Source organism: Cupriavidus sp. 2KB_3 (assembly GCF_052115685.1).
GTDB lineage: Bacteria > Pseudomonadota > Gammaproteobacteria > Burkholderiales > Burkholderiaceae > Cupriavidus > Cupriavidus campinensis.
The window spans coordinates 1-25,370 of sequence record NZ_JBFRHD010000019.1; the positions used below are offsets into that span (position 1 = coordinate 1).

The window sequence follows — 25,370 nt, forward strand, 5'->3', positions numbered from 1 at the left end:
ATTCCGTGCTTCCGGCTCAGTGTCCCAGTCCCAACTCCCCCGGACAAATATTCCTGAACCACCTGGCGCTTGAACGCCTCGTTGTACTTCGCCATGAAAAACACCCCAAAGGTTGAACGGGTGTCCAACTTTTGGGGTGCAGTTCACTCGGCAGTCCTTTTTTATCGGGCTAGACAATACAAATAAGACAAATACCCCACTAAAGGGTCACATGTTCCGTCATGTGAGGTGACACGAATTGTCATCAAGCGAGTCGATGTCGTGACAAGGATTGTCGATTTACCCCACTATTGGGTGGCAACGGTCCCGGTCGGAAGCGGGCGCGTACGGGCGAGGGCCAACTTGTCGCGCAGACTTGCCAGCACCGCCGCCGTAGCTTGCTCGCCGGCCAGGATCGCGCGGTTGCGCGCTGTGAAATCGCTGCCGCTCATGTCGGGCAGGTCGGGGCGGATCACTATGTCCGCACGCGCCAGCGCCATCTTGTTGATCGACTGACCCATGATGGCCGTGGTTTGCAGCAGCACGCCGCTCTGGCCGCCATTCTTCTGGCTCGACGGATCGGCCGAGATATTCACCGCGATGACGAACTCCGCGCCCATCTCGCGCGCCGCATCCACCGGCACCGGTTCCACCAAGCCGCCATCGACATAGTCATGACCCTGGATCGACACCGGCTGGAACACGCCCGGCACGCTGCTGGATGCGCGCACGGCCTGGCCCGTATTGCCGCGCCGGAACAGGATCCGCTCGCCGGTCTTGAGATCGGTGGCGACGATGCCCAGCGGCAGCTTCATTTGTTCGATGGGGCGCTGCTTGACCAGCCGGTTCACGTAGTTCTGGAGCGCCTCGCCCTTGAGCCAGCCGCCGAACTTGGTGCCGAACGGCAGCGCCCAGTCGGCGATTGCCGCTTCGTCCATGGTCAGGGCGAGCTTGTTCAGCGTGAAGCCATCCATGCCGGATGCATAAAGCGCGGCCACCACCGACCCGGCGCTGGTACCCGTGACGATATCGGCATGGATGCCCTGCGCCTCCAGCGCCTTGATCACGCCAATATGTGCAAAGCCGCGCGCGGCACCGCCGCCCAGCGCCAGGCCGATGCGTACCGGGCGTGGTGGCAGCGTGGCCACCGGCGGGGTGACGACGGGCTGGCTCGGCAGAGTGGGGGTCGGCTTCGGGCCGGTAGAGCAGGCCGCCAGCAGCATCGCCGCGGAGGCGCCCAGGAAATGGCGTCGTTTCATCGAGGAACGGAAATCTACGGGAAGTGATGCCGGCGCCGTGCGCAGTGGCGTCCGTGGCTTCAGACCGCTGGCAGGATAAATGATTCCTGCCAGCGCGTAGCGAAAAAGCGGCGGCGGGCAGGGCGTATAATGCGCCATTCCTCGAATCTGGCCTGCGCGCCGCCGTGCGCGGGCCTTTTTGTTTCCCTCCGCCATGACACAACGCGTCCGCACCCGCTTCGCGCCGAGCCCGACCGGGTTCATCCACCTCGGCAACATCCGCTCCGCGCTCTATCCCTGGGCCTTCGCCCGCCGCATGCAGGGCGATTTCATCCTGCGCATCGAGGATACCGATGTCGAGCGGTCGTCCCAGGAGGCGGTCGACGTGATCCTGGAGTCTATGGCCTGGCTCGACATGGATATCGACGAAGGTCCGTTCTATCAGATGCAGCGCATGGACCGCTATCGCGCGGTGGTGCAGCAGATGCTGGAGAGCGACCTCGCGTACCACTGCTACATGAGCACCGAGGAACTCGACGCGCTGCGCGAGGCCCAGCGCGCCGCCGGCGAGAAGCCGCGCTACAACGGCTTCTGGCGCCCCGAGCCGGGCAAGGTCCTGCCCGAGCCGCCGGCCGGCGTGCAGCCCGTGGTGCGCTTCAAGAATCCGATCGGCGGCAGCGTGGCCTGGGAAGACGCCGTGAAGGGCCGCATCGAGATCTCGAACGACGAGCTGGACGACCTGGTGATCGCCCGCCCCGACGGCACGCCCACGTACAACTTCTGCGTCGTGGTGGATGACCTCGACATGAAGATCACCCACGTGATCCGCGGCGACGATCACGTCAATAACACGCCGCGCCAGATCAACATCATTCGTGCGATGGGGGGCCACGTGCCGGTCTACGCGCACCTGCCGACCGTGCTGAACGAGCAGGGCGAGAAGATGAGCAAGCGCCATGGCGCAATGCCCGTGACTGGCTACCGCGACGAAGGTTACCTGCCCGAGGCGGTGCTGAACTACCTCGCGCGGTTGGGCTGGGCGCATGGCGATGCCGAGATCTTCTCGCGCGAGCAGTTCATCGAATGGTTCGATCTTGAGCATCTGGGCAAGTCGCCGGCGCAATACAACCCGGAAAAGCTGGCCTGGCTCAACAACCACTACATCAAGGTCGGCGACAACGCCCGTCTGGCCGAACTGACGCGTCCGTTCATCGAAGCACTGGGCGGCAAGGTGGAAGGCGCGAGCCTGGTCGACGTGATTGCGCTGGTCAAGGACCGCGCCAATACGCTGAAGGAAGTGGCTCAGACCGCGATGCTGTTTTATCGTGGCGAGCCGCAGCCGGACGCCGCGCTGCGCGCCGAGCACCTGACCGACGAGATCCGCCCGGCGCTGCAGGCGCTGGCCACGCAACTGGCTGCACTGCCGGAGTGGAAGCGCGAGGCCATCAACGCCACCTTCAAAGCCGTGCTGGGCGAGTTCGGCCTGAAGATGCCGAAGCTGGCCATGCCGGTGCGCCTGCTGGTGGCGGGGCAGTTGCAGACGCCGAGCATTGACGCAGTGCTGGAGCTGTTCGGCCGCGACACGGTGCTGCGCCGTCTGGCAGCCGCCTGAGAAAAGTGCGGAAAAATCTCGGCAGGGGCTTGCGCTCGGGCCGGGATTTCAGCATAATCTCCTTCTCCCTGCTGCGCGGCAAAAACCGCGCGGATCAGCTGAAAGGCCGAAAAAAGGGACTTGCAAAGCGGTTGGATTGCTATATAATCTCGGCTTCGCCGGAAACGTAGTAAATCCCGCGACTGTAAGAAGCAGTAAATGACAGTAACATTGGGGCTATAGCTCAGCTGGGAGAGCGCTTGCATGGCATGCAAGAGGTCAGCGGTTCGATCCCGCTTAGCTCCACCAAGTTTCTGTCCCCTTCGTCTAGAGGCCTAGGACATCACCCTTTCACGGTGAGTACAGGGGTTCGAATCCCCTAGGGGACGCCAAAAAAAGCAGGGCGTAATCAAACGTCCGGCTAGTCGTCCGAAGCATTAGCTTCGAGCGGTACACCAACACGGAGCGGTAGTTCAGTTGGTTAGAATACCGGCCTGTCACGCCGGGGGTCGCGGGTTCGAGTCCCGTCCGCTCCGCCAAAACTGAGCCCGCTTGGGTAAAACCAAGCGGGTTTTTCTTTGGGTGAGAGGTTGATTATCTGATAATCGCCTCGCGGTTTTCAACGAAAGCAAATGCCACGCGGCAGTTGCGCTTCGAAAGAAAATCGTAATATAATCGCGGTTTCGCTGAAACGCGATTATGCAGTACTGAAGTACCACGGGGCTATAGCTCAGCTGGGAGAGCGCTTGCATGGCATGCAAGAGGTCAGCGGTTCGATCCCGCTTAGCTCCACCAAGAATTTCAAGGCACCCGCCCAGCAAAAAAAGGTGCCTCGGTCGCTGAAAAGTCTGTTATGATTGCCGACTTCGCAGCGCAGACGGAAACGTTGCAACAAGTTTCTGTCCCCTTCGTCTAGAGGCCTAGGACATCACCCTTTCACGGTGAGTACAGGGGTTCGAATCCCCTAGGGGACGCCAAAAAAAGCAGGGCGTAATCAAACGTCCGGCTAGTCGTCCGAAGCATTGGCTTCGCTCGGCACACCAACACGGAGCGGTAGTTCAGTTGGTTAGAATACCGGCCTGTCACGCCGGGGGTCGCGGGTTCGAGTCCCGTCCGCTCCGCCAATATTAAAAGTGCCTGCGCAAGCAGGCATTTTTTTTGTCCGTCGATTCGGTCATTTCAACGCGTGGCCCGCCTGAAAATCATGCGGGTTTGCTCACCCGCATGAAATACCGCACCAGCAGCGTGCCGGCCACGGCCAGGCTGATACTGTTGCCAAACCAGAAACCGGCGGCGCCGCGAGTCCACGCGGGCAGTGCGTCGATCAGGCCGAATCCCATCACATACCCGCTACCCAGCCCCACGCCCCACAGCGATCCGGCGTAGATCAACGTCGGAATCAGGGCGATCTTGTACGCGCGCAGAATGAAGGCGGTCATGACCTGAACCGAATCGAACGCCTGATAGAACGCCACGAACAGCATCAACGGCAGTGCCTTGGCCACGACGGTCGGGTCCTTGGCATACGCCTGCAGCAGCGGCTCGCGGAGCATCCACAGCAGGGCGCCCGTCAGCAGTGCCAGCCCGGCCCCGAAGCGGATGCCGCGCCACGCCAGTCTGCGCGCCCCCGACAGGTCACGCGCGCCGATCGATTGCGCCACCAGCGTGGACGTGGCAATCGCCAGCGAGAGCGGCATCATGTATGCCACCGCGCTCAGATTGGCGATGATCTGATGCCCCGCCAGCGTCTCGGTGCCCAGCCGCGTGATGAAGATCGACATCAACGTGAACGAGGTGATCTCGATCAGATAGGTCAGCCCCATCGGCACGCCCAGCCGCAGCAGCGGGCGGATCTTGCTCCAGCTTGGCCATTCCCAGCCGGCAAAGAGCGCCAGCGGCCTGTAGGCGGTGCCGGTACGCAGGATCATCAGGCCGGCGATGCACCAGGTCCAACTGATCAGCGTGGAGGCCAGCGCGCAGCCCGGGCCGCCCATCGGCGCCAGCCCCAGTCCCCCATGGATGAACCACGCGTTGAGCGGCACCTTCATTGCCAACCCGGCGATCTGGAGCACCGTCACCATGATCGGCCGCGACAGCGCGTTGTTCAGCGCCATGTAAATGCGGAAGCCTAGCGCAGCCGGCAGGCCGAACGCCACGATATGAAGATAGTGCGAGGCCTTCTCGACCAGCTCGGGCGGCGCCTTGGCAAACGTGAGCAGCGGCCCGGGGAACAGCAGCAACAGCATGCCCGGCACGGCCAGCGCCACGCCCAGCCACGCGGCCTGGCGCACTTCGCTGCCGATCTCGGCGGTGCGACCCGCGCCATAGAGTTGGCCGGCGATGGGCGCCAACGCCTGGAGCACGCCCATCAGGCTGATATAGATGGTGATGTAGATGGAGCCGCCCAGGCCCACGGCGGCGAGGTCGGTGGCGGAGGCGCGCCCGGCCATCACCGTATCGATGACGCCGAAGGCCACCACGGCGAGTTGTCCGACCAGGACGGGCGCGGCGAGGTGGAGGATGCGGCGAATGTCTTGCAGCGCGCTGCTCATTGTTCTTGTCGGAAAGCGTGGCGCGCCGGCTCCATCGTGAGTCCGGCGCGTGGGGGCGAGGGGCGTCCGGCGCGGGGGTTACGGCTGGCGCGGCAGGCGGCGCGGCAGCGTGGGCCGGGGCGGCGCAGCGCGGCCGACATCAACCAGCCGGTACATGCGGAAGCGCTCGTCCCGGTCCGCAGGCCGGCGGCCTTCCCAGACCAGCCGCCATTCGAAGTGCGAAATGTTGCCGGGCGGGCCGTAGTCCACCTGGTCGTGGCGCAGCAGCACGTCGCAGCCGTCATCGGGGCCGCCAAAGCGGATATGTCCGTAATACGAGAACGACGCCAGTTGCGCATTACCCATGCGGATCGGCTGCACGCAAGTGTAGGTCGACGGCAGCGCCATCGAGGCGGCCTGCGCCACATCGCGATAGGTCTTGGCGTAGTTGATGGCAGGCAGCCACAGCGTCATGGCCATCACCCACATCAGCGTCGTGCCGGCGGCCGAGATCACCACCGGGCGCCAGATTTGCTTGGGCGCGCGCGACAGGCGCCAGCGCACCACCAGCACCCAGGCCAGCGTCACCGCCAGCGCGATGACCACCGCGCTCCAGGTGAACGAGTGCTGGAAGCCCGGAATCAGCCGGTACACGTTGTTGGCGATCTTGGGCGGGAAACCGGTCGTGCGGGCGATCCACATGAACCACAGGAAGCCGCAGAAGATCGTGAAGAACAGCAGGGCGAACCAGTCGATCGCATTGATCACGCCGCGCGCCAGCGTGGGCAGCGCGAACGCGGCAAGTACGGCCATCGGCGGCAGCAGCAGGATGAACTGCACGTCGCCGGGGCTGCGCTGCAGCACCAGCAGCAGGAGCAGTGCCGTCAGCATCGACAGCGGCAGGGCCACGTGGGCCGCGCGCCGCATGCCCCGCCACGACAGCCACGCCCAAACGGCCACCGGCCAGACCGGCCACGCGAACAGGAACAGATTTCGTCCGATGAAGCCGGCCGCGGCCAGCGACGGCCCGCCATAGGTGCGACGGTCGTAGCGGGCCCACTCGCGGATGAAGGTGACAGCCTCGTCGCGGTCTGCCGCGCCCAGATACACCACACCCATCCACACCGCGACGATGGCCAGCGCCAGCGGCAGGCCAATCGCCGTCAGCCACTTCGCGGGCAGCGGGCGGCAGGCCACCACGGCCAGGGCTGTGGCGACCAGCAACGCGGCGGCCAGGATCGGCCCGCTGGAAAGGCACAGCGCGCCCAGCCCCACGCCGTACCAGAGGCTGCCCTGCACGGGCTTGTCCAGGCTGCGCACCAGCCCGTACAGCATGAAGGCGATAAAGCAGACCTGGCCGACCTGCGCCGTGGTCTCGTGCCCACGCATCGCCAGGCCCACGCATGCCAGGAACAGCAGCAGCGCGCCATCGGCCAGCGCGCGGCCATAGGACCGCGCATCGGGCTGGCCGCCGAAGGCGAACGCGAACGGTTGCACTTCGTCGCGCCGGCCGAGCAAATAGGTGGAATACCAGATGAAGGCGCAGGTGCCGAAGTAGAACAGCGCCGTGGCCAGCCGCGACGCGTCCGGCGCGCCGAGCCAGCCGCCAAACAGTCGGATCATGATGCCGCCGAGCCAGAACACCAGCGGGCCGTCCTCACTGAACGGCCGGCCGGCGATGTTCGGCATCAGCCAGTCCTGCGTGCCGCCCGTGGCGAGCTGCCACATCACGCCGAAGCCCGCGGCATCCTCGTTCTTCCACGGGTCGCGGCCGAACAGGCCGGCCAGCCCATAGATGATGCAGATGGCCAACAGCAGGGCGCGCGGCAGCGCGCCGGTGGCGGCGGCGGTCAGGTGGACGGGAGAGGTCTTGGCTTGACTCATCGGCGGTGAAATCGAAGGCAGCAACAATCGGCTGCACAAAAGCAAAGAGGCAGCCGATGCTGCCTCTTTGTCAGGTCGCGCGCGGTGGGAGCATCTGTTCCCTCGTGCGCGGCATGCTCGCGGCTCCGCGAGATTACTTCTTCATCGTGCTCAGCTTGCTGCCGAACTTCTGACGGAACTTCTCGACACGGCCGGCCGTGTCCATGATCTTCTGGGTGCCGGTGTAGAACGGGTGCGATTCCGACGACACTTCGATCTTGGCCAGCGGATAGGTCTTGCCTTCGTGTTCGATCGTGTCCTTGGTCTGGATCGTCGAGCGGGTCACGAACTTGAAGTCGTTCGACACGTCGTGGAACAGGACTTCGCGATAATTCGGGTGAATGCCTTCTTTCATGGTGCTTCCTTTCAGGTTGGGTAGCCAGTCCGCTCATGTCTGCCGCGTGCGTGCATCGGATGACGAATGCTTGCGACGAGCGAACCACTTGCCGATAACGGGCAAACCGGGATTATGCCAGAAAAACAAGCGCTTGGACAACAATCCGCGCGCGGTCATAGCCAGTTCGCCGGTCGCTGATAAGTGCCTTTTACATCATTTTTCGGCCGGATCCTGACGATAGAACGTGGCCAGTGCTTTGTATAGCGTAGACCAATGCCGGCGCAGGCCCTCGGGCTCAACGAAAAATGCTTCGGACGCCACCGCGAAGAACTCGCTCGGCGCCTCGCAGCCGTAAGGGTCGATCACGCGCAGCCGGGGTGGCAGCCGCTCGGGATGGTCCCACGCGCTGTCCGGCACGGCCTCGCAGGCATCGGCGAAAACATCGTATTGGCTCAGGAAGCCCTCGGCCCACTGTTCGGCATCCACGCCTGGATGCAGCACGCGCGAGAAGGGCGGCACGCCATCGGGTTCGCCGTCGAGCATGTCGAGCTTATGGGCGAATTCGTGGATCACCACGTTGTAGGTGTCCGCCGGCAGCGCGTGGTCGGAATCGAGCCCCGCGCCGGGCGTGCTGACGTCCTGCCAGGACAGGATGACTGGGCCACGCTCCCACGCCTCGCCGCTCGCTTCTTCCTCCACGCCGTGCACCAGCCCGATCTCGTCCTCCACGGTGCGCCGGATCAGGAATTCTCCCGGATACAGCACGATGCCGTGCCAGCCGCGATACCACTCGATACCGAGCTTGAGGATTGGTACGCAGGCCTGCACGGCCACGCTGACCACCATCTCGTCGGTCAGCGGCAGGTCGTGCGCGGTCGAATATTCCTTTCCGGCGATGAACAGCGTCGCCAGCTCGCGCAGCGCGGCCTGGTCCTCGGCGCCGTAGCGCTGCACATAGGGCAGGGCGGCCACGGTATGCGTCCAGAGGTCGTCCGGAATGGCGTAGTGCTCGAGCTTGCGGGCGCGTGAGCGCGAGCGCAGGTAGCTGGTCAGTTTGCCGAACATGGTCGGAGGGTGGTCGCGTGGTTCGTCGGATCGGTTGGCAGAGACAAAAAAGGCGCACCCAAGGGTACGCCTTTCCTGCCTGATGCACTACCGGGACGGGTCAGCCGCCGCGGCGCATCATGTCGAAGAACTCCGCGTTGTTCTTCGTCGGCTTCATCTTGTCGAGGATGAACTCCATCGCCTGCACTTCGTCCATATCGGAGATGAACTTGCGCAGGATCCAGATCTTCTGGAGGATTTCCGGCTTGATCAGCAGTTCCTCGCGGCGCGTGCCCGACTTGTTCAGGTTGATAGCCGGGTAGACACGGCGCTCGGCCAGACGGCGCTCGAGGTGCACTTCCATGTTGCCGGTGCCCTTGAACTCTTCGTAGATCACGTCGTCCATGCGGCTGCCGGTTTCGATCAGCGCGGTGGCGATGATGGTCAGCGAACCGCCTTCTTCCAGGTTACGCGCGGCGCCGAAGAAGCGCTTCGGGCGTTGCAGCGCGTTGGCGTCCACACCGCCGGTCAGCACCTTGCCGGAGGCCGGCACCACGGTGTTGTAAGCGCGTGCCAGACGGGTGATGGAGTCCAGCAGGATCACCACGTCGCGCTTCAGTTCCACCAGGCGCTTGGCCTTCTCGATGACCATTTCGGCCACCTGCACGTGACGGATGGCCGGTTCGTCGAAGGTCGACGCCACCACCTCGCCGCGCACCGAGCGCATCATTTCGGTCACTTCTTCCGGGCGCTCATCGATCAGCAGCACGAACAGGTCCGCTTCCGGATGGTTGTTCGCAATGGCGTGGGCGATGTGCTGGAGCATCACGGTCTTGCCGGACTTCGGCGAGGCCACCAGCAGCGCGCGCTGGCCACGGCCGATCGGGGCGATCATGTCGATCACGCGGCCGGTGATGTTTTCTTCGGCGCGGATGTCACGTTCGAGCTGGAGCGGCCGGTTCGGATGCAGCGGCGTCAGGTTCTCGAACATGATGCGGTTCTTCACCGCCTCGGGCGCCTGCCCATTGACCTTGTCCACCTTGACCAGCGCGAAGTAGCGCTCGCCGTCCTTCGGGGTCCGCACTTCACCTTCGATCGAATCGCCGGTATGGAGATTGAAGCGGCGGATCTGCGAAGGGCTGATGTAGATGTCGTCCGTGCTGGCCAGGTACGAGGTTTCCGGCGAGCGGAGGAAGCCGAAGCCGTCGGGGAGGACTTCCAGCGTGCCGTCTCCGTAGATGGTTTCGCCCATCTTGGCGCGCTTCTTCAGGATCGCAAACATCAGTTCCTGTTTGCGCATCCGCTGTGCATTGTCGATCTCGAGCGTTGCCGCCATTTCGAGAAGCGCAGACACGTGAAGCGATTTGAGTTCTGTCAGGTGCATAGACGAGGGGTACAGAAGTGGCCCGGACGGGCGAGACCAAAGGGAAGGGGGAAAGAATGAGCGAACGCTCGGGGAAGTTGTTGGTGGCATCTTAGCACAATCCGGCCGGCGCGCCAGGGCTGGCGCACGCGAAGCCGGATCATGCAGTGCCGCAGCCAGCCATGCCGGGCTGGCCGCGGGGTCTGGTTCAGGCCAGGGCCGGGACGTTGTTCTTCAGGAACGCGGTCAGGTCCGACTTGGACAGGGCGCCAACCTTCTGGGCGACAACCTTGCCCTCCTTGAACAGAATCAGCGTGGGAATGCCACGGATGCCGAACTTGGCCGGCACCTGCTGGTTCTCATCCACATTGATCTTGGCGATCTGTACCTTGTCGCCGAAATCGCGCGCCACTTCGTCCAGGATCGGGGCGATCATCTTGCACGGACCGCACCACTCGGCCCAGAAGTCCAGCAGGACGGGCTTGTCGGACTGGAGGACGTCGGCGTCGAACGATGCGTCGCTCACATACTTGATTTGTTCGCTCATGGCGTGAAACCTCTGGGGCTCAGTTGATGTTGAAGGCTGACCGCTACCTTACACGAGAATCCGGCAATCGGTTTGCGATGGCACCGGAGGCAGGCAGGTCGGGCGGGCCGTGCCGTTGATGCCGATATGTTACCAGCTTGGCGAATTTCAATACCCCCTCGGAACGGGGTGCCGGCAGGGCCGGGGACAGGTGTAATTGTGCCCCCGCGCGGTAATACCTGCTCAACATTGTGTTAATCACGGCAAGAGAATCGCTCAATCGGCATCGGGTTATCCAGTACTCAAATGGATTATCTTTGGGCCCGGGAATTCCCCAGATCCGGATGTTCGGGATGATCTGAGAAGCACTTTGAGAATCCTCCCCATGCCGACGGCCCGGCCGCGCGCGTAGAATGACAGGGAATGCCAACCCTGCAGGCACCACAAGGCTACCGACCATGACTGCCGATCCCCGCAAGCCCGATCCCGCCGATGATCTGCCCGACACGCCGCCAGCCTCGGGCGCGCCGGACGTGGATCACCTGAGCGACGCCCTGGCGCACCTGAACAGCGCGGTGGAAACCAACAGCATCGCCACGGGCGCGGCCCGCGGGCTGGTCTACAGCGTGATGGAGACGCTCGGCACGCTGATTGGCGACCCGGACCTGCCCGAGCATGCCCGCTCCGGCTACGAAGGGCTGCTCGAAACCGCCCGCGAGTTGCGCGCGCGGCTGGAGCGCGGTGATCACTGACCCGCGCCCGCCCGGGCTGCCGGGTGGCCCCGGCCAACGCCATCGTATTTCCCTGACTGACCACGCCGTGCCGCCCTGGCGCGCCACGGCCCCGTGCCCCCATTTGCGCCTGACCCCACGTGGCCTGGCGCGCCATCCATGACCCGGCTTTCGTTCTCTCCCGGCCCCGCCTTCCTCGAGCAGGCCGCCACCGCGACGTGGTATTTCCTTGACCATTGCGGGCCGGCCGCCGCCGGCGCGCATGTGGTCGTGCCCACGGCCGCGCAGATTCCGGGCGTCCGGCTGGCGCTCGACGCCGCCGCGCGCGCCGCCGGCACGCCCCGGTTGCTGCCGCGCGTGCTGACGCTGGGCCACTGGCTGCTGGACCTGCCGCCGGACCTGGAGGCCGAGCCCAAGCCGGTGCGCAGCCACGCCGCGCGCCTGCTGGCGGTGCAGCAGGCCATCCGCGAACAGGACTGGCTGCGCCGCGCTTTCGGCGCCCAGACCGAGGGCGCCGCCTGGGGCCTGGCGCAGACGCTGTTGTCGATCAGCGATGAACTGAGCGCGCGCTGGCTGGAGGACGCCGCCGTCCGCGACGATGACGATATCGATGGCGATGATCGTGCCGCGCTGCTCCAGGGCGCGTTGCAGCGCACTTACGCGCACCTGTCGGAACGATTTCTCGGCCAGGAGGCGCAGATCGTACTGGCGTTCTGGCAGATGCTGTCCGGCCCGGACGATCCGCTGCCGGCACGGCGCCGCGCCTTGCAGCGGCTGGCGCAGCAGGTGGCCGGCCCCGTGGTGTGGATCGGCCCGACGCCGCCCGAGCCCGTCGAGGCCCGTTTCCTGGCCCAGGCAGGCGAGCAGGTGCCGACGCTCGAAGTGGGCTACGACTGGTCCGGCGGCGCGCACGATGCCGAGGCCAAGCCTGACTGGTACGGCACGCTGCTGGCACTGTGGCCCGAGGCGCGGCGCATCGAACCCATGGCCGAGGAGGACGAATCTGACGAGTCAGACGAGTCAGACGAGTCAGGCGATTCTCCGGCCCGTCCGTCGCCGATGGCGTTGCCTGACCAGCTCCCCGAACATCGCCCCCGCATCCGCGTGGTTGGCAGCGCGCGCTTCGAGGACGAGGCCACCGCCGCCGCCGACCAGCTCGTGCAATGGCTGAACGAAGGCCGCCGCCACGTGGCGTTGGTCGCGCATGACCGCGTGGTGGCCCGCCGGGCCCGCGCGCTGCTGGCCCGCGCGGGGGCGCCGGTGCGCGACGAAACCGGCTGGAAGCTCTCCACCACCCGGGCGGCCGCGGCGCTGATGCGCTGGTTCGACGTCCTGGCGCGCGATGGCGACACCGCCGCGCTGCTCGACCTGCTCAAAAGCCCGTTCTGCCTGCCCGGGTTTGCCCACCGCGGCGGCGCCATCGCGCTGATGGAGCGCCAGATTCGCCGCGAAGCCATCACCGGCGGCTGGGCGCGCCTGCGTCATCTGTTTGCCGAGCGGCGCGCCAGCGCCACGTTGGTCGATGCCGAGACGATGGACGCCGACGAAGCCCAGCAAGCCACCCGCGCCGGCGCGCGCGCGCTCATCGCCACGCTGGCCGATGAGGCCGCCGCGTGGCCGCGCGGCCTGGCGCAGAAGCCGCTGACGGTCTGGCTGGCGCGGCTCGATGCCACGCTGGACGCCCTCGATATGCGCACGCCCCTCGCCGCCGACGATGCCGGCCGGCAGATGCTCGACGCGCTCGCGCGGCTGGCCGAGCTGCCTGACGACGAGACCGGCGCCCATGCCACGCTGAGCCAGCAGGAGTTCCGCGCGATGCTCTCCGCCTTGCTCGAATCGGTGGCGTACAAGGAGCCGTCCGCGCAGAGTTCGTCCCGCATCACCATCCTGCCGCTGAACGGTGCGCGCATGCGGCGCTTCGACGGCGTGGTGATCGTTGGTTGCGATGATGCGCAACTGCCGTCCAGCGCCGCCGAACTGATGTTCTTTTCGAACCAGATGCGCCGCGAACTGGGCCTGGAAGACCGCGAGGCGCGCTTCGCCCAGCAGGCGCGCGATCTAGCCGAAGTGCTATTGAACAATGACGACGTGGTGATGACCTGGCAGCGCTTCGGCGGGCGGGGCGAGCCGCACCATGTATCCGGCTGGATCGAGCGGCTGTCGGCGTGCTGCGCGCGCGCCGGGGCGCCGATCGAGGCCAGCATCGCCCCGCGTCTGCATGACACCTTCGCCCAGCCCGGCTATATGCCGGTGCCGTCCGCGCCCGAGCGCGTGCCGGCCCGCTGGAGCGCGCAGGCGTACAACATGTTGCGGCGCTGCCCGTACCAGTTCTTTGCCGCGCGCATGCTCGGGCTGGCCGGGCTGGAGGCGGTGAACGACGACCTCGAGAAGCGCGATATCGGCAATCTGCTACACCGCGTGCTGCTGCAATACCATGCCGAAATCGCCGAGGCCGACGAACAGGACACCGCGCGGCGGCTAGCCCGGCTGCGCCAGATTTCCGACACCGTGTTCGGCGCGCTGATGGCCGAGGACGGCAACGCCATCGGCTACTACCGCCGCTGGCTGGAGGTGCTGCCGTCCTATATCGACTGGCAGGCCGCGCGCGAGGCCGAGGGCTGGCTGTGGCGCGCTGGCGAATTCGATGTGAGCGTGGATGTGGCGATGCCGGACGGCGTGCCGCTGCGGCTGGCGGGCCGCATCGACCGGCTCGACAAGGGCCCGGATGGCGCGCACGCGGTGCTCGACTACAAGACCCAGCCGGCCAGCCGCCTGCGCCGCAAGGCCGGCGATGCCGAGGAAGACTGCCAGCTGCCGTTCTACGGCCTGCTGCGCGCCGATGCCGTGGCGGGAAGCTGGGTCTCGCTGGAAGGCGTGAAGCACGGGGGGAAAGACAGCGCCGCTGCCGCGCAGCGCGAGGTGGAGCTGCCCGACTTCGCAGCCGCCGTCACGTGGCTGGAGCGCCAGCTGCGTCACGACGTGGGCCGCCTGCGCGCCGGCGCCCGGCTGCCGGCCTTTGGCGACGCCGCCGCCTGTACCTATTGCGAAGCCCGAGGCCTGTGCCGCAAGGGCTTCTGGGAATCCACCGCCTTGCCTGATCTGCAGTCATGACCGACGTCCACGCCTACCTTCGCGATGGCCACCCCATCGAAGAGGCCGATTTCACGCGCGCCGCCTGCGACCCCGCCCGCTCGGTGGTGGTGGAGGCGTGCGCCGGCAGCGGCAAGACGTGGCTGCTGGTAGCGCGGCTGGTGCGCTTGCTGCTGGCCGGTGCCGCCCCGCACGAGATTCTGGCCATTACCTTCACGCGCAAGGCCGCCGAGGAGATGCGCGAGCGCCTGCTGGAGGTGCTGTCGCAACTGGCCAGCGGTACCGACGCCGAGGTGCTGGGCGCGCTGACCATGCGCGGCCTGACCCTGGACGCCGCCCGGGCCGCGCTGCCGCGTGCGCGCGGGCTGCACGCGAAGGTGCTCGCCTCGCCCGGGCGCATGGCCATCGACACCTTCCACGGCTGGTTCGGCACGCTGCTGCGCGGCGCGCCGCTGGCCTCCGGCATCGTGCCGGGTGCGTCGCTGCGGGAAGACGCCCTGCGCATGAAGCGTGAAGCCTGGGCGCCGTTCTGGCGCGCGCTGGCCCAGCCCCAATACGCCGAATTGCGCGCATCGTACGAACAACTGGTCGATGCCATCGGCGACTTCCAGGCGCGCAGCCTGCTGGACCGAATGTTCCACGCGCGCAGCGAATGGTTTGCGATGCGCGAGGCCGGCGACCCGGCGGCGATGCTCGCGGAACACCTCGGCGACGATGCCACGACGGACGTGTTGGTAGAGGCGCTCGGCGAGGACGAATGGCTCGACGACTGCGCGGCCCTCGCGAAACTGCTAGGGCAGGGCGGCAAGACCGAGCACGGCCATGCAGCCCGGATGATCGACGGCCTGACCGCCATCCGCACCTGGCGCGAGGCGGGCCGCGCGCCCGGCGACGCCGCCGCGCAAGCCTTCCACAGCCTGCGCGCGGCGTTCTTCACGACGGCGGGGGAGCCGCGGGCGATGCGTCGCACGACGGCGCTGGTCAAGGCCGCGGGCGGCGAGTCCGCCGTGGACGATCTGCTAGCCAGCCATGCCGAACACTGTGCCCGGCTCGACGAGATTGCCGCGCGCCGCTGCGAGGCCGCCGTGCTGGCCATCAACCTCGCGCTGTACCGGCTTGGCGATGCCTTGCTCGAGCGCTACCAGCGCTACAAGAACGACCAGCGCGCGATGGATTTCGCGGATCTCGAATGGCTGGCGGCCAGGCTGATGGCCGACGAGGAGACCGCCACCTATCTCCAGGTGCGGCTGGACGCGCGCTACAAGCACCTGCTGCTCGACGAGTTCCAGGACACCAATCCGCTCCAGTGGCGGATCCTGCAAGGCTGGCTGGCCGGCTATCAGGGCCTGGGCGAGAAGCCGACCGTGTTCCTGGTGGGCGATCCCAAGCAGTCGATCTACCGTTTCCGTCGCGCCGACGCCCGCCTGTTCGGCGCGGCGAGCGCCATGCTGCAGGCCGATTTCGGCGCCACCGTGCTGCGGACCAATCGCACGCGGCGCAACCGTCCCGAGGTGCTGGACTGGGTCAACGCCGTGTTCGACCATGCGCGCGCCGAGGGTCGTTATCCGCTGTATGAAACCCAGACCACGGCCCTGCGCGAGCCCGGCGGGCCGGTCTGGCTGCTGCCGCTGGTCGAGGAACCGGCTGAGGAGGAAGTCGAGGTTCCGGCCGACGCCCCGGCCCACCGCGACACGCTGACCCAGCCGCGCACGCGGCAGGGCGATTCGCTGCGCTACGAGGAAGGCCGGCGCGTGGCCGCCTGGCTGCACCATGTGCGCGACCACGTGCCCGTCCGGGAAGGCGATACCACGCGGCCTGCCAGCTGGCGGGACATGCACCTGCTGGTGCGCCGCAAGACCCATCTGGCCGATTACGAACGCGCGCTGCGCGAGGCCGGCATTCCGTGCCTGAGTCCGCGCCGGGGCGGCCTGCTGGCCACGCTGGAGGCGCTCGACATCTCCGCGCTGCTCGCTTTCCTGATGACGCCGGAGTCCGACCTCGATCTGGCGCACGTGCTCAAGAGCCCGCTGGTAGGCGCCACTGACGATGACCTGTTGCTGCTGGCCGGCCTGGAAGGCGAGGGCGGTTGGTGGGCGCGCATCCACGCGGCGGGCGTACCGCCTGAATGTACCGACGCGCTGCGCGGCGGCGTGGCCCGGCTGCGCGCCTGGCTCGCGCTGGCGCCGCAGCGGCCCGTGCATGACCTGATCGACCATATCTATGATGCGGGCGAGGTGCGCCGGCGCTACGCCGAGGCCGCGCCGGCCGCCATCCGCGAGCAGGTGCTGGCCAATCTCGACGCCTTCCTGAAGCTGTCGCTGGACCTCGATGGTGGCCGTTATCCGAGCTTGCCGAAGTTTATCGACGAGTTACAGGAGATTCGACGTGGCGACGAGGATGAGAGCCCCGACGAGGGCGGTATGGGCGAAGGTGTGGAGGACGGCGAGGCGGAGCCGGAAGATGACGGCGAAAGCCAGCTCGATGCGGTGCATATCCTGACCGTTCACGCCGCCAAGGGGCTCGAGGCGCCCTTTGTGGTGCTGCTCGACGCGAACCACAGCGACCCGGCGGCAGACCGTGGCGGCATTCTGGTGGATTGGCCGCCGGAGTCCCCGGTGCCCCGGCATTTCTCGGCTTACGGCAAGCGCAGCGAGCGCGGCCGGGCCCGCCAGCCCCTGTTCGAAGCCGAAGCGGCGCTGGCCGAGCGCGAAAACTGGAATCTGCTCTATGTGGCGATGACCCGCGCCCAGCAGGGTTTGCTGGTCAGTGGCGTGAAGGGCCGTGCGAGCAAGGCCGAGAAAGAGGGCGCGGCGGCCGAGATCGCCGGTAGCTGGTACGTAAGGCTGGCGGCGGCGGGCGTGGGCGAGGCGGTGGATGGCTACCCGGAGACCGAGGCCGCGCCCGGCGATGCGGCCCTGACGCCGGTGAGCGAGCGCGTGCGTTACGCGGACTTCCGCCTGCGCTATCGCGACGCAGCGCCCGTTCTGCAAATCGACGAGTTTGACGAGGAAGATCAGGAAGAAACGGTGGTGTTCGACGCCGCCGCCGCGGCCCATGGCGAACTGGTCCACGCCTTGCTGGAACGGGTGACGCGCTATCCGGAAGCCTTCGGTGTCTTGCCGGACGTGCCCACGGTCATGCGCTGGTTCCCGCTGGCCGGCGCCGGGGCGCCGCAGGCGCGCGAACGCTGGCAGGCCCAGGCCGAAGCGGCCGTGGCCGATGTGCGTGCGATGCTGACCGCGCCGGCGCTGCGCCCGCTGTTTTTCCCCGAAGCGGCGCTATCGTCGCGCAACGAGGTGGAACTGTACGACGCGCGTGGGCGGCTGCTGCGGATCGATCGCCTCGTGGAATTCGCCGACCGCGTGGTCGTGATCGACTACAAACTGAGGTTGCTGCCGCAGGAACATGCCGCCTATGGCGCCCAACTCGCGCGCTACGTGGCGGCAGTAGGGCCGATGTTCCCCGGCAAGCGGATCGAGGCCGGCGTGGCAACGGCGGCCGGGGAATGGATCGACGCGGGCAGCCTGCGCGCGTCGGTGCCGGCGCTGTCGTCGATGCAGCAGGGGTCGTTGTTCTGAGCGATTGGGGGCGCATGCCCCCAATCGCAAAATGGGAGCAGAATAGGCGACGTTGCCGTGGCTGTTGCGTTGCCGGAGTACGTGGGAAGTGTGTAACGTGTAACGCGAATGGTTACCAGGACTTGCCGCGAAAGAATGCAGCAAAAGAATATGGGGGACGAGCCTGACCCTCGGCACTGATGGAAAACGGCTGTGGCTGCTTCGTTCCCGACCTGACCAGGTTGACCGCGCCACCATGCGAGGAGGCCCGTCCGACCGCCATTGTATCGCAACCGGCCGGTGACGTCCCGAAATTAGTTGGAATGCGATTTGTTCGGGCTAGTTTGATCTGACGCGGGCTGTGTGCCGGAGGATCGCTGGCAGCATGGCGGACTGGAAAAATCGTTCCATCTGAATGAGCGAGGACATGAACGCAAACGACCAGATCTTGCGCGGCGCGCTGGCGCCGCAGGACATCTCCACCGAAGTGCTGCTGGAGAAGTACGCCAAGGGCGAGGAAAGCACCATTGCCGATGTGCGCACCCGCGTGGCGCGCGCGCTGGCCGAGGTAGAGCCGGCCGACCGGCGCGAGATGTGGGCCGCGCGCTTCCTCTGGGCGCTGGAGAATGGCTTCGTGCCGGCCGGGCGGATCAATTCCGCCGCTGGCACGGGTATCCAGGCCACACTGATCAACTGCTTCGTCCAGCCCGTGGGCGACTCGGTTTCCGAGGCGCGCGACGGCAAGCCCAGCATCTACACGGCCGTGGCCCAGGCGGCCGAGACCATGCGGCGCGGCGGCGGGGTGGGCTACGACTTCTCGGCCATCCGCCCCGGCGGGGCGCTGGTGCGCGCGACGCACTCGCGCGCGTCAGGCCCGGTCTCGTTCATGAAGGTATTCGATGCCTCCTGCGCCACCGTAGAGTCCGCCGGCGCCCGGCGTGGCGCACAGATGGGCGTGCTGCGCTGCGACCACCCCGACATCGAGAGCTTTATCCACGCCAAGGACCAGGGCGACCTCACCAACTTCAATATCTCGATCGGCGTGACCGATGCCTTCATGCAGGCCGTGGAGGCCGATGGCGAGGTGGAACTGGTCCACGAGGCCGAGCCGGGCATGGACATGATCGCCGCCGGCGCCTACCGCCGCGACGACGGCCTCTGGGTTTACCGCCGCGTGCCGGCCCGCCAGCTCTGGGATCAGGTCATGCAGGCCACGTACGACCACGCCGAGCCGGGCATCCTGTTCCTGTCGCGGATCAACGCGGACAACAATCTCTATTACTGCGAGACCATCGAGGCGACCAACCCGTGCGCGGAGCAGCCGCTGCCATCGTATGGCTGCTGCTGCCTCGGGTCGATCAACCTGACCGGCTTCGTGCGCCAGCCGTTCACGGCCGAGTCAATTTTCGACTTCGAGGCCTTCGCCGAGGTCGTGCGGGTGTCCACGCGCATGCTGGACAACGTGCTGGACGTTACGTTCTGGCCACTGCCCGAGCAGGAGGCCGAGGCGCGCGCCAAGCGACGCATCGGCCTGGGCTTCCTGGGGCTGGGGAGCGCGCTGGTGATGCTCGGCCTGCGCTACGACTCTGATGCCGCCCGCGAGCTGGCCGGGCGGATATCGGAGGCCATGCGCGACCATGCCTACCTGGCATCGGTGGAACTGGCCGACGAGAAGGGCGCCTTCCCGCTGTTCGACGCCACCCAATACCTGGCCGGCGGCTTCGTGAGCCGGCTGCCCGACGCCGTGCGCGATGCCATCCGGGCGCATGGGCTGCGGAACTCGCACCTGCTCTCCATCGCCCCAACTGGCACGATCACGCTGGCATTTGCCGATAACGCGTCGAACGGCATCGAACCGGCGTTCTCGTGGACCTACAACCGCCGCAAGCGGATGCCGGACAACAGCTACCGGTCGTTCGAGGTGGCCGACCACGCGTGGCGGCTGTATCGCCACATGGGCGCCGATATGGAGCGGCTGCCGGAGAGCTTTGTCACCGCGCTCCAGATGTCGGCGCTGGACCATATGCGCATGCTGGAGGCGGTGCAGCCCTATATCGACACCAGCATCAGCAAGACCGTGAACGTGCCGGAGGACTATCCGTACGAGGCCTTCCGCAACCTCTACCTGGAGGCCTGGAAGGCCGGCCTGAAGGGGCTGGCGACCTACCGGCCCAACAGCGTGCTGGGCGCCGTGCTTTCGGTGACCCCCGCCGCCGCTCCGGCGCCGGCCGCCACGGCCTCCGTGGCTTCCACGGCCGCCCCGGACGATGACCCGCTGACGCGCCCGTTCAACAGCCGGCCGCTCGGCGACCTGGAAGGCGTGACCTCCAAGGTGGAGTATCTGACCTACGAGGGCCACAAGACCGTCTACCTGACCGTGAACTTCATGCGGGTGTCGGGCGTGATCGACGGCAAGCCGGTGACGGTGGAGCGTCCGCTCGAGTTCTTCATGCCGGCCGGCCAGCGTACCGAGGGGCAGCAGTGGATCACCTCGACCATGCGGCTGCTGTCGATGGTGGCGCGCTCGGGCGGCCCGGTGGCCAAGGCGCTGGCGGACATGCGCAACGTGGTCTGGGACAAGGGAACGGTCCGATATGGTGCATTGGTGCGCCAGGACGGCACCGAGGTGCCGCGTTTCCATGATTCCGAGGTGGCGGCCATCAGCTACGCGCTCCAGCGTATCCTGATCAAGCGCGGTTTCCTGGACGAGGACGGCGCCCAGGTGCCGGTGGCGGCGCTGGCGGCCCGGCTGGCCGGGCAGGGCAGCGAGACGGCCCTGGCGCTGGCCGGCAACCCGGCGCGGTCGGCCCCGGCGGGCCACAACCCCGGCGTGGGCACCGGTAAGCCGTGCCCCGAGTGTGGCGCCCACGCCCTGCACAAGGTAGATGGCTGCGCCAAATGCGCCAATTGTGGCTACGTGGGGGAATGCGGCTAATCGGCGTCATTCAGGGCGGCGCCTTTTGCTACAATCGCCGCCATGAGTTATCAAGTTCTAGCGCGCAAATGGCGCCCACGGGATTTCACCACGCTGGTGGGCCAGGAGCACGTGGTCCGCGCGCTCACGCACGCGCTGGAACAGCAGCGGCTGCATCACGCCTACCTGTTCACCGGCACCCGGGGCGTGGGCAAGACCACGCTCTCCCGGATCCTGGCCAAGGCCCTCAACTGCACCGGCATTGACGGGGCGGGCGGCATCACGGCCCAGCCGTGCGGCCAGTGCAAGGCCTGCCAGGAGATCGACAGCGGCCGTTTCGTGGACTACATCGAGATGGACGCGGCGTCCAACCGCGGTGTGGACGAAATGGCGCAGCTGCTGGACAAGGCGGTCTACGCGCCGACGGTGGGCCGTTTCAAGGTCTACATGATCGACGAAGTCCACATGCTGACCAACCACGCCTTCAACGCGATGCTGAAGACGCTGGAGGAGCCGCCCGGACACGTCAAGTTCATCCTTGCCACCACCGATCCGCAGAAGATTCCGGTCACGGTGCTGTCGCGCTGCCTGCAATTCAACCTGAAACAGATGCCGCCGGGGCACATCGTCTCGCATCTGGACCATATCCTGGCCCAGGAAGGCATCGGCCATGACGGCAACGCGCTGCGGCTGCTGGCCCAGGCGGCCCATGGGTCGATGCGCGACGCGCTGTCGCTGACCGACCAGGCCATCGCCTATAGCGCCGGGCAGGTCTCCGAGGAGGCCGTGCGCGGCATGCTCGGCGCCATCGACCAGAGCTACCTCGTGCAATTGCTCGACGCGCTGGCCGCCGAGGATGGTGCCGCCATGCTCGGGATTGCCGATGCGATGGCAGACCGCAGCCTGTCGTTCGCCGGCGCGCTGCAGGATCTGGGCTCGTTGCTGCACAAGGTGGCGCTGGCGCAGGCCGTGCCGGCGTCCGTGCAGGACGAATGGCCTGAGGCTGACGAAGTACGCCGGCTGGCCGGCGTGTTCGATGCCCAGGAAGTGCAGTTGTTCTACCAGATTGCCAATATCGCCCGTAACGAACTGGCGCTGGCGCCGGACGAGTACGCCGGCTTCACCATGACGCTGCTGCGCATGCTGGCCTTCCGGCCGTCTGCCAGCCCGGCGCCGGTAGGCGGGCAGGGCGGTGGCGGCCAGCAGCAGGCGGCCCGCCCGCGCCCTGCCGCGCCGGCCGCGCCCGCACCGCGTGTGGCGGCTGCGCCGGTGGCGATGGCGCCGGCAGCCGTTCCGGTTCCTGTTCCGGTTCCTGCTGCTGTTTCTGCTCCGGTTGCGCCAGACGCTTCGGTACAGGCCGCCGAGCCGGTTCGATCCGAGCCCGTCGCGCCAGTTGTTCGCCCTGCCGAGCCGGTGACGCCGATCCGGGCCGAAGCGCCCACGTCATCTGCCCCATCCGCCCCGGCGCCGGTGGCCGATACTGCTGCGATGTCGCCCGCCAAGGCCGCCTTGCTGGCTGCTCGTCAGGCCACGGCTGGCCGTGGCGGCGCGCGGCCGGTGTCGGCACCCGCTGCGGCGGCAGCGCCTAGCCCGCGTCCTGCGGCCCAGCCGTTGCGTCCGCCTGCCGCGGCGCGTCCGGCCACGGCCGCCACGCCGGCACGGCAGGCACCGGGCGCCCCCGCTGCCCAGCCGCCCAAGCCAGTCCAGGCGCCGCAACCCGTGCAAGCTGCCCCGGCGGCCAAGCCGGCCAGCAGCGAAGTGCCGCCTTGGGAGGAATTGCCCCCCGATTTGCCGGTGATCGGCCCGTACGACAGCGATCCGGGCTATGACCCGAGCTTCGGCGGCTACGACAACGGCTTCGAGTCGGACTCATTCGAGCCCGCGCCGCGCGCCAGTCGCGCCGCGCCGCAGGCCAAGCCAGCGCGCCGGCCGGAACCTGAGGCCGCTGCCCAGCCGGCCCAGCCGGCCGTGCAACTGGCCCCGGCGATTCCGCCCGTGGCGCCGAGCGCCGCCGATGACGGCACGCCACCCGTGTTCACCGGTGACTGGCCGACGCTGGCCGCCACGCTGCCGCTCAAGGGCCTGGCCCAGCAACTGGCGTTCCAGAGCGAGTTGCACCGCGTGGTCGGCCGCACCCTGCACCTGCGCGTGCCGGTGGCGGCCATCGCCGAAAACAATGTCGCTGAACGGCTCCAGGCCGCGCTGGTCGAGCAATTTGGCGTGGAAGTGCGCGTGCAGTGCGAGATCGGCGCTGTGACGCACACGGCGGCTGCCGTCGATGCAGCGGCCCGGGCCGAGCGCCAGCGCGAGGCCGAGTCCAATATTGACGGCGATCCGTTCGTGCAGGGGCTGTTGCGCGAGTTCGGCGGGCAGATCGTGCCCGGCTCCGTCCAGCCACGCGCCGCCTGATAACCCATTCCCGGGGCGGCCAGACCAGCATCACCGGCGCCGCCCCGCCATCCACACACATTGATTCAGGAGTATCCCCATGATGAAAGGTCAACTGGCCGGGCTGATGAAGCAAGCCCAGCAGATGCAGGAAAACATGAAGAAGATGCAGGAGCAGCTGGCCCTGATCGAGGTCGAGGGCCAGTCCGGCGCCGGTCTCGTGAAGGTGCTGATGACCTGCAAGAACGACGTGAAGCGCGTGACCATCGACCCGAGCCTGCTGGCCGATGACAAGGACCTGCTCGAGGACCTCGTGGCCGCCGCGTTCAACGACGCCGTGCGCAAGGCCGAGGCCACCACGCAGGAGAAGATGGGCTCGATGACGTCCGGCCTGCCGCTGCCCCCGGGCTTCAAGCTGCCGTTCTGATGGCGCATCAGACAGGGGCGCGCCAATGAGAGCGGCGCCGCCCACCTCGCTGCAGGCGCTGATCGAGGCGCTCAAGGTGCTGCCCGGCGTGGGGCCGAAGTCCGCCCAGCGCATGGCCTATCACCTGCTGCAGCACGACCGCGACGGCGCGCGCAAGCTTGGCGACGCGCTGCGCGGCGCCGCCGACGGCATCCGTCATTGCGAGCGCTGCAACACCTTCACCGAGCAGGAGATCTGCGAGACGTGCCGCGACACCGCGCGCGACGCCTCGCTGCTCTGCGTGGTCGAGACCCCGGCCGACCAGGTGATGATCGAGCAGACGCTGACCTATCGCGGCCAGTATTTCGTGCTGATGGGACGGCTCTCGCCGCTCGACGGCATCGGCCCGAAGGACATCCACCTGGACCGGCTGCTGGCCCGCGCCACGGACCCCGAACTCGGCGGACCGGTGAGCGAGGTCATCGTGGCCACCAATTTCACGAGCGAGGGCGAGGCCACCGCGCACTACATCGGCGAGATGCTGAAGGCGCGCGGGCTCAAGGTGTCGCGGCTGGCGCGCGGCGTGCCCGTGGGCGGCGAACTCGAATACGTGGACGCGGGCACCATCGCCCGCGCTGTCATGGATCGGCGCAGCCTGTAGGTATCGGACCCCTTCGGACAAACATGAATCTGGCGCGCTTCGACCTCGTGACGCTTGGCCTGTTCGTGGCCGTGGCCCGGCAGGGCAGTATCTCGGCCGGCGCGCGCCAGTCGCACCTGGCCGTGGCAGCCGCCAGCAAGCGGATTTCCGATCTCGAGGCCGCCGTGGGCGCGCCGCTGTTCTTCCGCCACGCCGCCGGCGTGCAACTGACCGAGGCGGGCCAGGCCTGCTACCACCATGCGCTGACCATCCTCCAGGACGTGGAACGCATGGCCGGCGTGATGTCGGACTACGCGTCCGGCGTGCGCGGGCAGGTGCGCGTGTGCGCCAATACCTCGGCCATCACGCAGTTCCTGCCGGACGACCTTGCGGCGTTCATGCGCCAGCACCCGACCATCCGCATCGAGCTGGAGGAGCAGAACAGCAGCGAGATCGTCGCGGCGCTGGTCGAAAACCGCGCCGATGTCGGCATCTTCGCTGATCGCACGCCAAGTTCCGGACTGGTGACCGTGGAATACCGGCAGGACGAGCTGGTTATCATCACGCCACCCGGGCACCCGCTGTCCGAGCGCGGGCCCGTGCATTACGCCGATACGCTCGAATACGACTTCGTGAGCCTGCCGCAGGTGACCTCGCTGGCGGCGCGGCTGCTCGAGGAAAGCAGCCGGCTGGAGCGGCAGTTCCGGTTGCGCATCCAGGTGCGCAGCTTCGACGCGATGTGCCGCATGGTCATGGCCGGGCTGGGCGTGGGCGTGCTGCCGCGCATCGCGGCCGAGCCGCACGTCAAGTCGATGGGGCTGTCGCTGGTGCCGCTGCAGGACGCCTGGGCACGCCGCTCGCTGCTGATCGGCATGCGCGATCCCGCCGGGCTGACGGTGTCGGCGCGGTTGCTCATCACCCATCTCTGCGGCGACCGCGCACCGTTCTAGCGTCACCCCGGTGTCATCCCCGGGGCGACCCCCGGGTAACCCCGCCCCTTCGCGTTCCGAGAAAGCCCGCTTGCCGGAATGCCGATTCCGTCGCCCGCGCCGCTGGTGCACACTCCGACCCAACATGAAAAGCCAGTCCCGCAGGTGATGCGGCGCGGCATC

16 protein-coding genes, 6 tRNA genes and 1 other RNA gene are annotated in these 25,370 nt (G+C 67.2%); 15 read left to right on the forward strand and 8 right to left on the reverse strand.

Features of this window, described 5'->3' with window-relative positions:
- Positions 1–287 precede the first annotated feature (287 nt).
- On the reverse strand, positions 288–1,238 hold the full coding sequence (locus AB4120_RS19890; RefSeq protein WP_149135688.1) for a patatin-like phospholipase family protein: 951 nt from the start codon (positions 1,236–1,238) through the stop codon (positions 288–290).
- A gap of 193 nt (positions 1,239–1,431) precedes the next feature.
- On the opposite strand from AB4120_RS19890, the gene gltX reads away from it, so the two are divergent.
- The 7 genes from gltX (at position 1,432) to AB4120_RS19925 (ending at position 3,932) form a co-directional block, all read left to right on the forward strand.
- Positions 1,432–2,829 (forward strand): glutamate--tRNA ligase, encoded by a 1,398-nt coding sequence (gene gltX / locus AB4120_RS19895; RefSeq protein ID WP_441642730.1) that lies wholly within the window; start codon positions 1,432–1,434, stop codon positions 2,827–2,829.
- A gap of 212 nt (positions 2,830–3,041) precedes the next feature.
- A tRNA-Ala gene (locus AB4120_RS19900) sits at positions 3,042–3,117 on the forward strand.
- A gap of 7 nt (positions 3,118–3,124) precedes the next feature.
- A tRNA-Glu gene (locus AB4120_RS19905) sits at positions 3,125–3,200 on the forward strand.
- Between the two features lie 70 nt (positions 3,201–3,270).
- Positions 3,271–3,347: transfer RNA gene (locus AB4120_RS19910), tRNA-Asp, on the forward strand.
- 180 nt (positions 3,348–3,527) lie between these two features.
- Positions 3,528–3,603 (forward strand) — tRNA-Ala (locus AB4120_RS19915).
- 106 nt (positions 3,604–3,709) lie between these two features.
- A tRNA-Glu gene (locus AB4120_RS19920) sits at positions 3,710–3,785 on the forward strand.
- A 70-nt stretch (positions 3,786–3,855) separates the two neighbouring features.
- Positions 3,856–3,932: transfer RNA gene (locus AB4120_RS19925), tRNA-Asp, on the forward strand.
- A 78-nt stretch (positions 3,933–4,010) separates the two neighbouring features.
- Here AB4120_RS19925 and AB4120_RS19930 read toward each other — a convergent pair.
- The 6 genes from AB4120_RS19930 to trxA form a co-directional block, all read right to left on the reverse strand.
- Positions 4,011–5,360 (reverse strand): MATE family efflux transporter, encoded by a 1,350-nt coding sequence (locus AB4120_RS19930; RefSeq protein WP_149135690.1) that lies wholly within the window; start codon positions 5,358–5,360, stop codon positions 4,011–4,013.
- 78 nt (positions 5,361–5,438) lie between these two features.
- On the reverse strand, positions 5,439–7,223 hold the full coding sequence (locus AB4120_RS19935) for an ArnT family glycosyltransferase (RefSeq protein WP_441642731.1): 1,785 nt from the start codon (positions 7,221–7,223) through the stop codon (positions 5,439–5,441).
- A 133-nt stretch (positions 7,224–7,356) separates the two neighbouring features.
- On the reverse strand, positions 7,357–7,617 hold the full coding sequence (locus AB4120_RS19940; RefSeq protein ID WP_149135692.1) for a type B 50S ribosomal protein L31: 261 nt from the start codon (positions 7,615–7,617) through the stop codon (positions 7,357–7,359).
- A 195-nt stretch (positions 7,618–7,812) separates the two neighbouring features.
- A complete protein-coding gene (locus AB4120_RS19945; RefSeq protein WP_441642732.1) occupies positions 7,813–8,664 on the reverse strand; it encodes a M90 family metallopeptidase in 852 nt (283 codons plus the stop codon).
- Positions 8,665–8,764: 100 nt separating this feature from the next.
- Positions 8,765–10,027: a transcription termination factor Rho gene (gene rho, locus AB4120_RS19950; RefSeq protein WP_092289745.1), complete on the reverse strand. Its 1,263-nt coding sequence runs from the start codon at positions 10,025–10,027 to the stop codon at positions 8,765–8,767.
- Between the two features lie 187 nt (positions 10,028–10,214).
- A complete protein-coding gene (gene trxA / locus AB4120_RS19955) occupies positions 10,215–10,553 on the reverse strand; it encodes a thioredoxin TrxA (RefSeq protein WP_092289743.1) in 339 nt (112 codons plus the stop codon).
- A 437-nt stretch (positions 10,554–10,990) separates the two neighbouring features.
- Between trxA and AB4120_RS19960 the strand changes: the two genes are divergently transcribed.
- The 3 genes from AB4120_RS19960 to AB4120_RS19970 all read left to right on the forward strand — a co-directional run bounded on the left by AB4120_RS19960 (position 10,991) and on the right by AB4120_RS19970 (position 17,931).
- Complete coding sequence (locus AB4120_RS19960) at positions 10,991–11,284, forward strand: hypothetical protein (RefSeq protein WP_149135694.1); 294 nt, start codon at positions 10,991–10,993, stop codon at positions 11,282–11,284.
- A 138-nt stretch (positions 11,285–11,422) separates the two neighbouring features.
- Positions 11,423–14,374: a PD-(D/E)XK nuclease family protein gene (locus AB4120_RS19965; RefSeq protein ID WP_441642733.1), complete on the forward strand. Its 2,952-nt coding sequence runs from the start codon at positions 11,423–11,425 to the stop codon at positions 14,372–14,374.
- Entirely contained in the window at positions 14,371–17,931 is a 3,561-nt protein-coding gene (locus tag AB4120_RS19970; protein ID WP_149135695.1) for a UvrD-helicase domain-containing protein, read from the forward strand. Before AB4120_RS19965 ends, AB4120_RS19970 begins: the two co-directional genes overlap by 4 nt.
- Positions 17,932–18,084: 153 nt before the next feature.
- Here AB4120_RS19970 and ffs read toward each other — a convergent pair.
- Positions 18,085–18,183, reverse strand: an RNA gene (ffs, locus tag AB4120_RS19975) — signal recognition particle sRNA small type.
- A 154-nt stretch (positions 18,184–18,337) separates the two neighbouring features.
- Here ffs and AB4120_RS19980 point away from each other — a divergent pair.
- The 5 genes from AB4120_RS19980 (at position 18,338) to AB4120_RS20000 (ending at position 25,208) form a co-directional block, all read left to right on the forward strand.
- On the forward strand, positions 18,338–20,845 hold the full coding sequence (locus tag AB4120_RS19980) for an adenosylcobalamin-dependent ribonucleoside-diphosphate reductase (RefSeq protein ID WP_441642734.1): 2,508 nt from the start codon (positions 18,338–18,340) through the stop codon (positions 20,843–20,845).
- Positions 20,846–20,887: 42 nt separating this feature from the next.
- Positions 20,888–23,233: a DNA polymerase III subunit gamma/tau gene (locus tag AB4120_RS19985; protein WP_441642735.1), complete on the forward strand. Its 2,346-nt coding sequence runs from the start codon at positions 20,888–20,890 to the stop codon at positions 23,231–23,233.
- Between the two features lie 79 nt (positions 23,234–23,312).
- Positions 23,313–23,639: a YbaB/EbfC family nucleoid-associated protein gene (locus AB4120_RS19990; RefSeq protein ID WP_092289733.1), complete on the forward strand. Its 327-nt coding sequence runs from the start codon at positions 23,313–23,315 to the stop codon at positions 23,637–23,639.
- 25 nt (positions 23,640–23,664) lie between these two features.
- Entirely contained in the window at positions 23,665–24,279 is a 615-nt protein-coding gene (gene recR, locus AB4120_RS19995) for a recombination mediator RecR (protein ID WP_149135698.1), read from the forward strand.
- Between the two features lie 23 nt (positions 24,280–24,302).
- Positions 24,303–25,208: a LysR family transcriptional regulator gene (locus tag AB4120_RS20000; RefSeq protein ID WP_092289729.1), complete on the forward strand. Its 906-nt coding sequence runs from the start codon at positions 24,303–24,305 to the stop codon at positions 25,206–25,208.
- Positions 25,209–25,370: the final 162 nt, after the last annotated feature.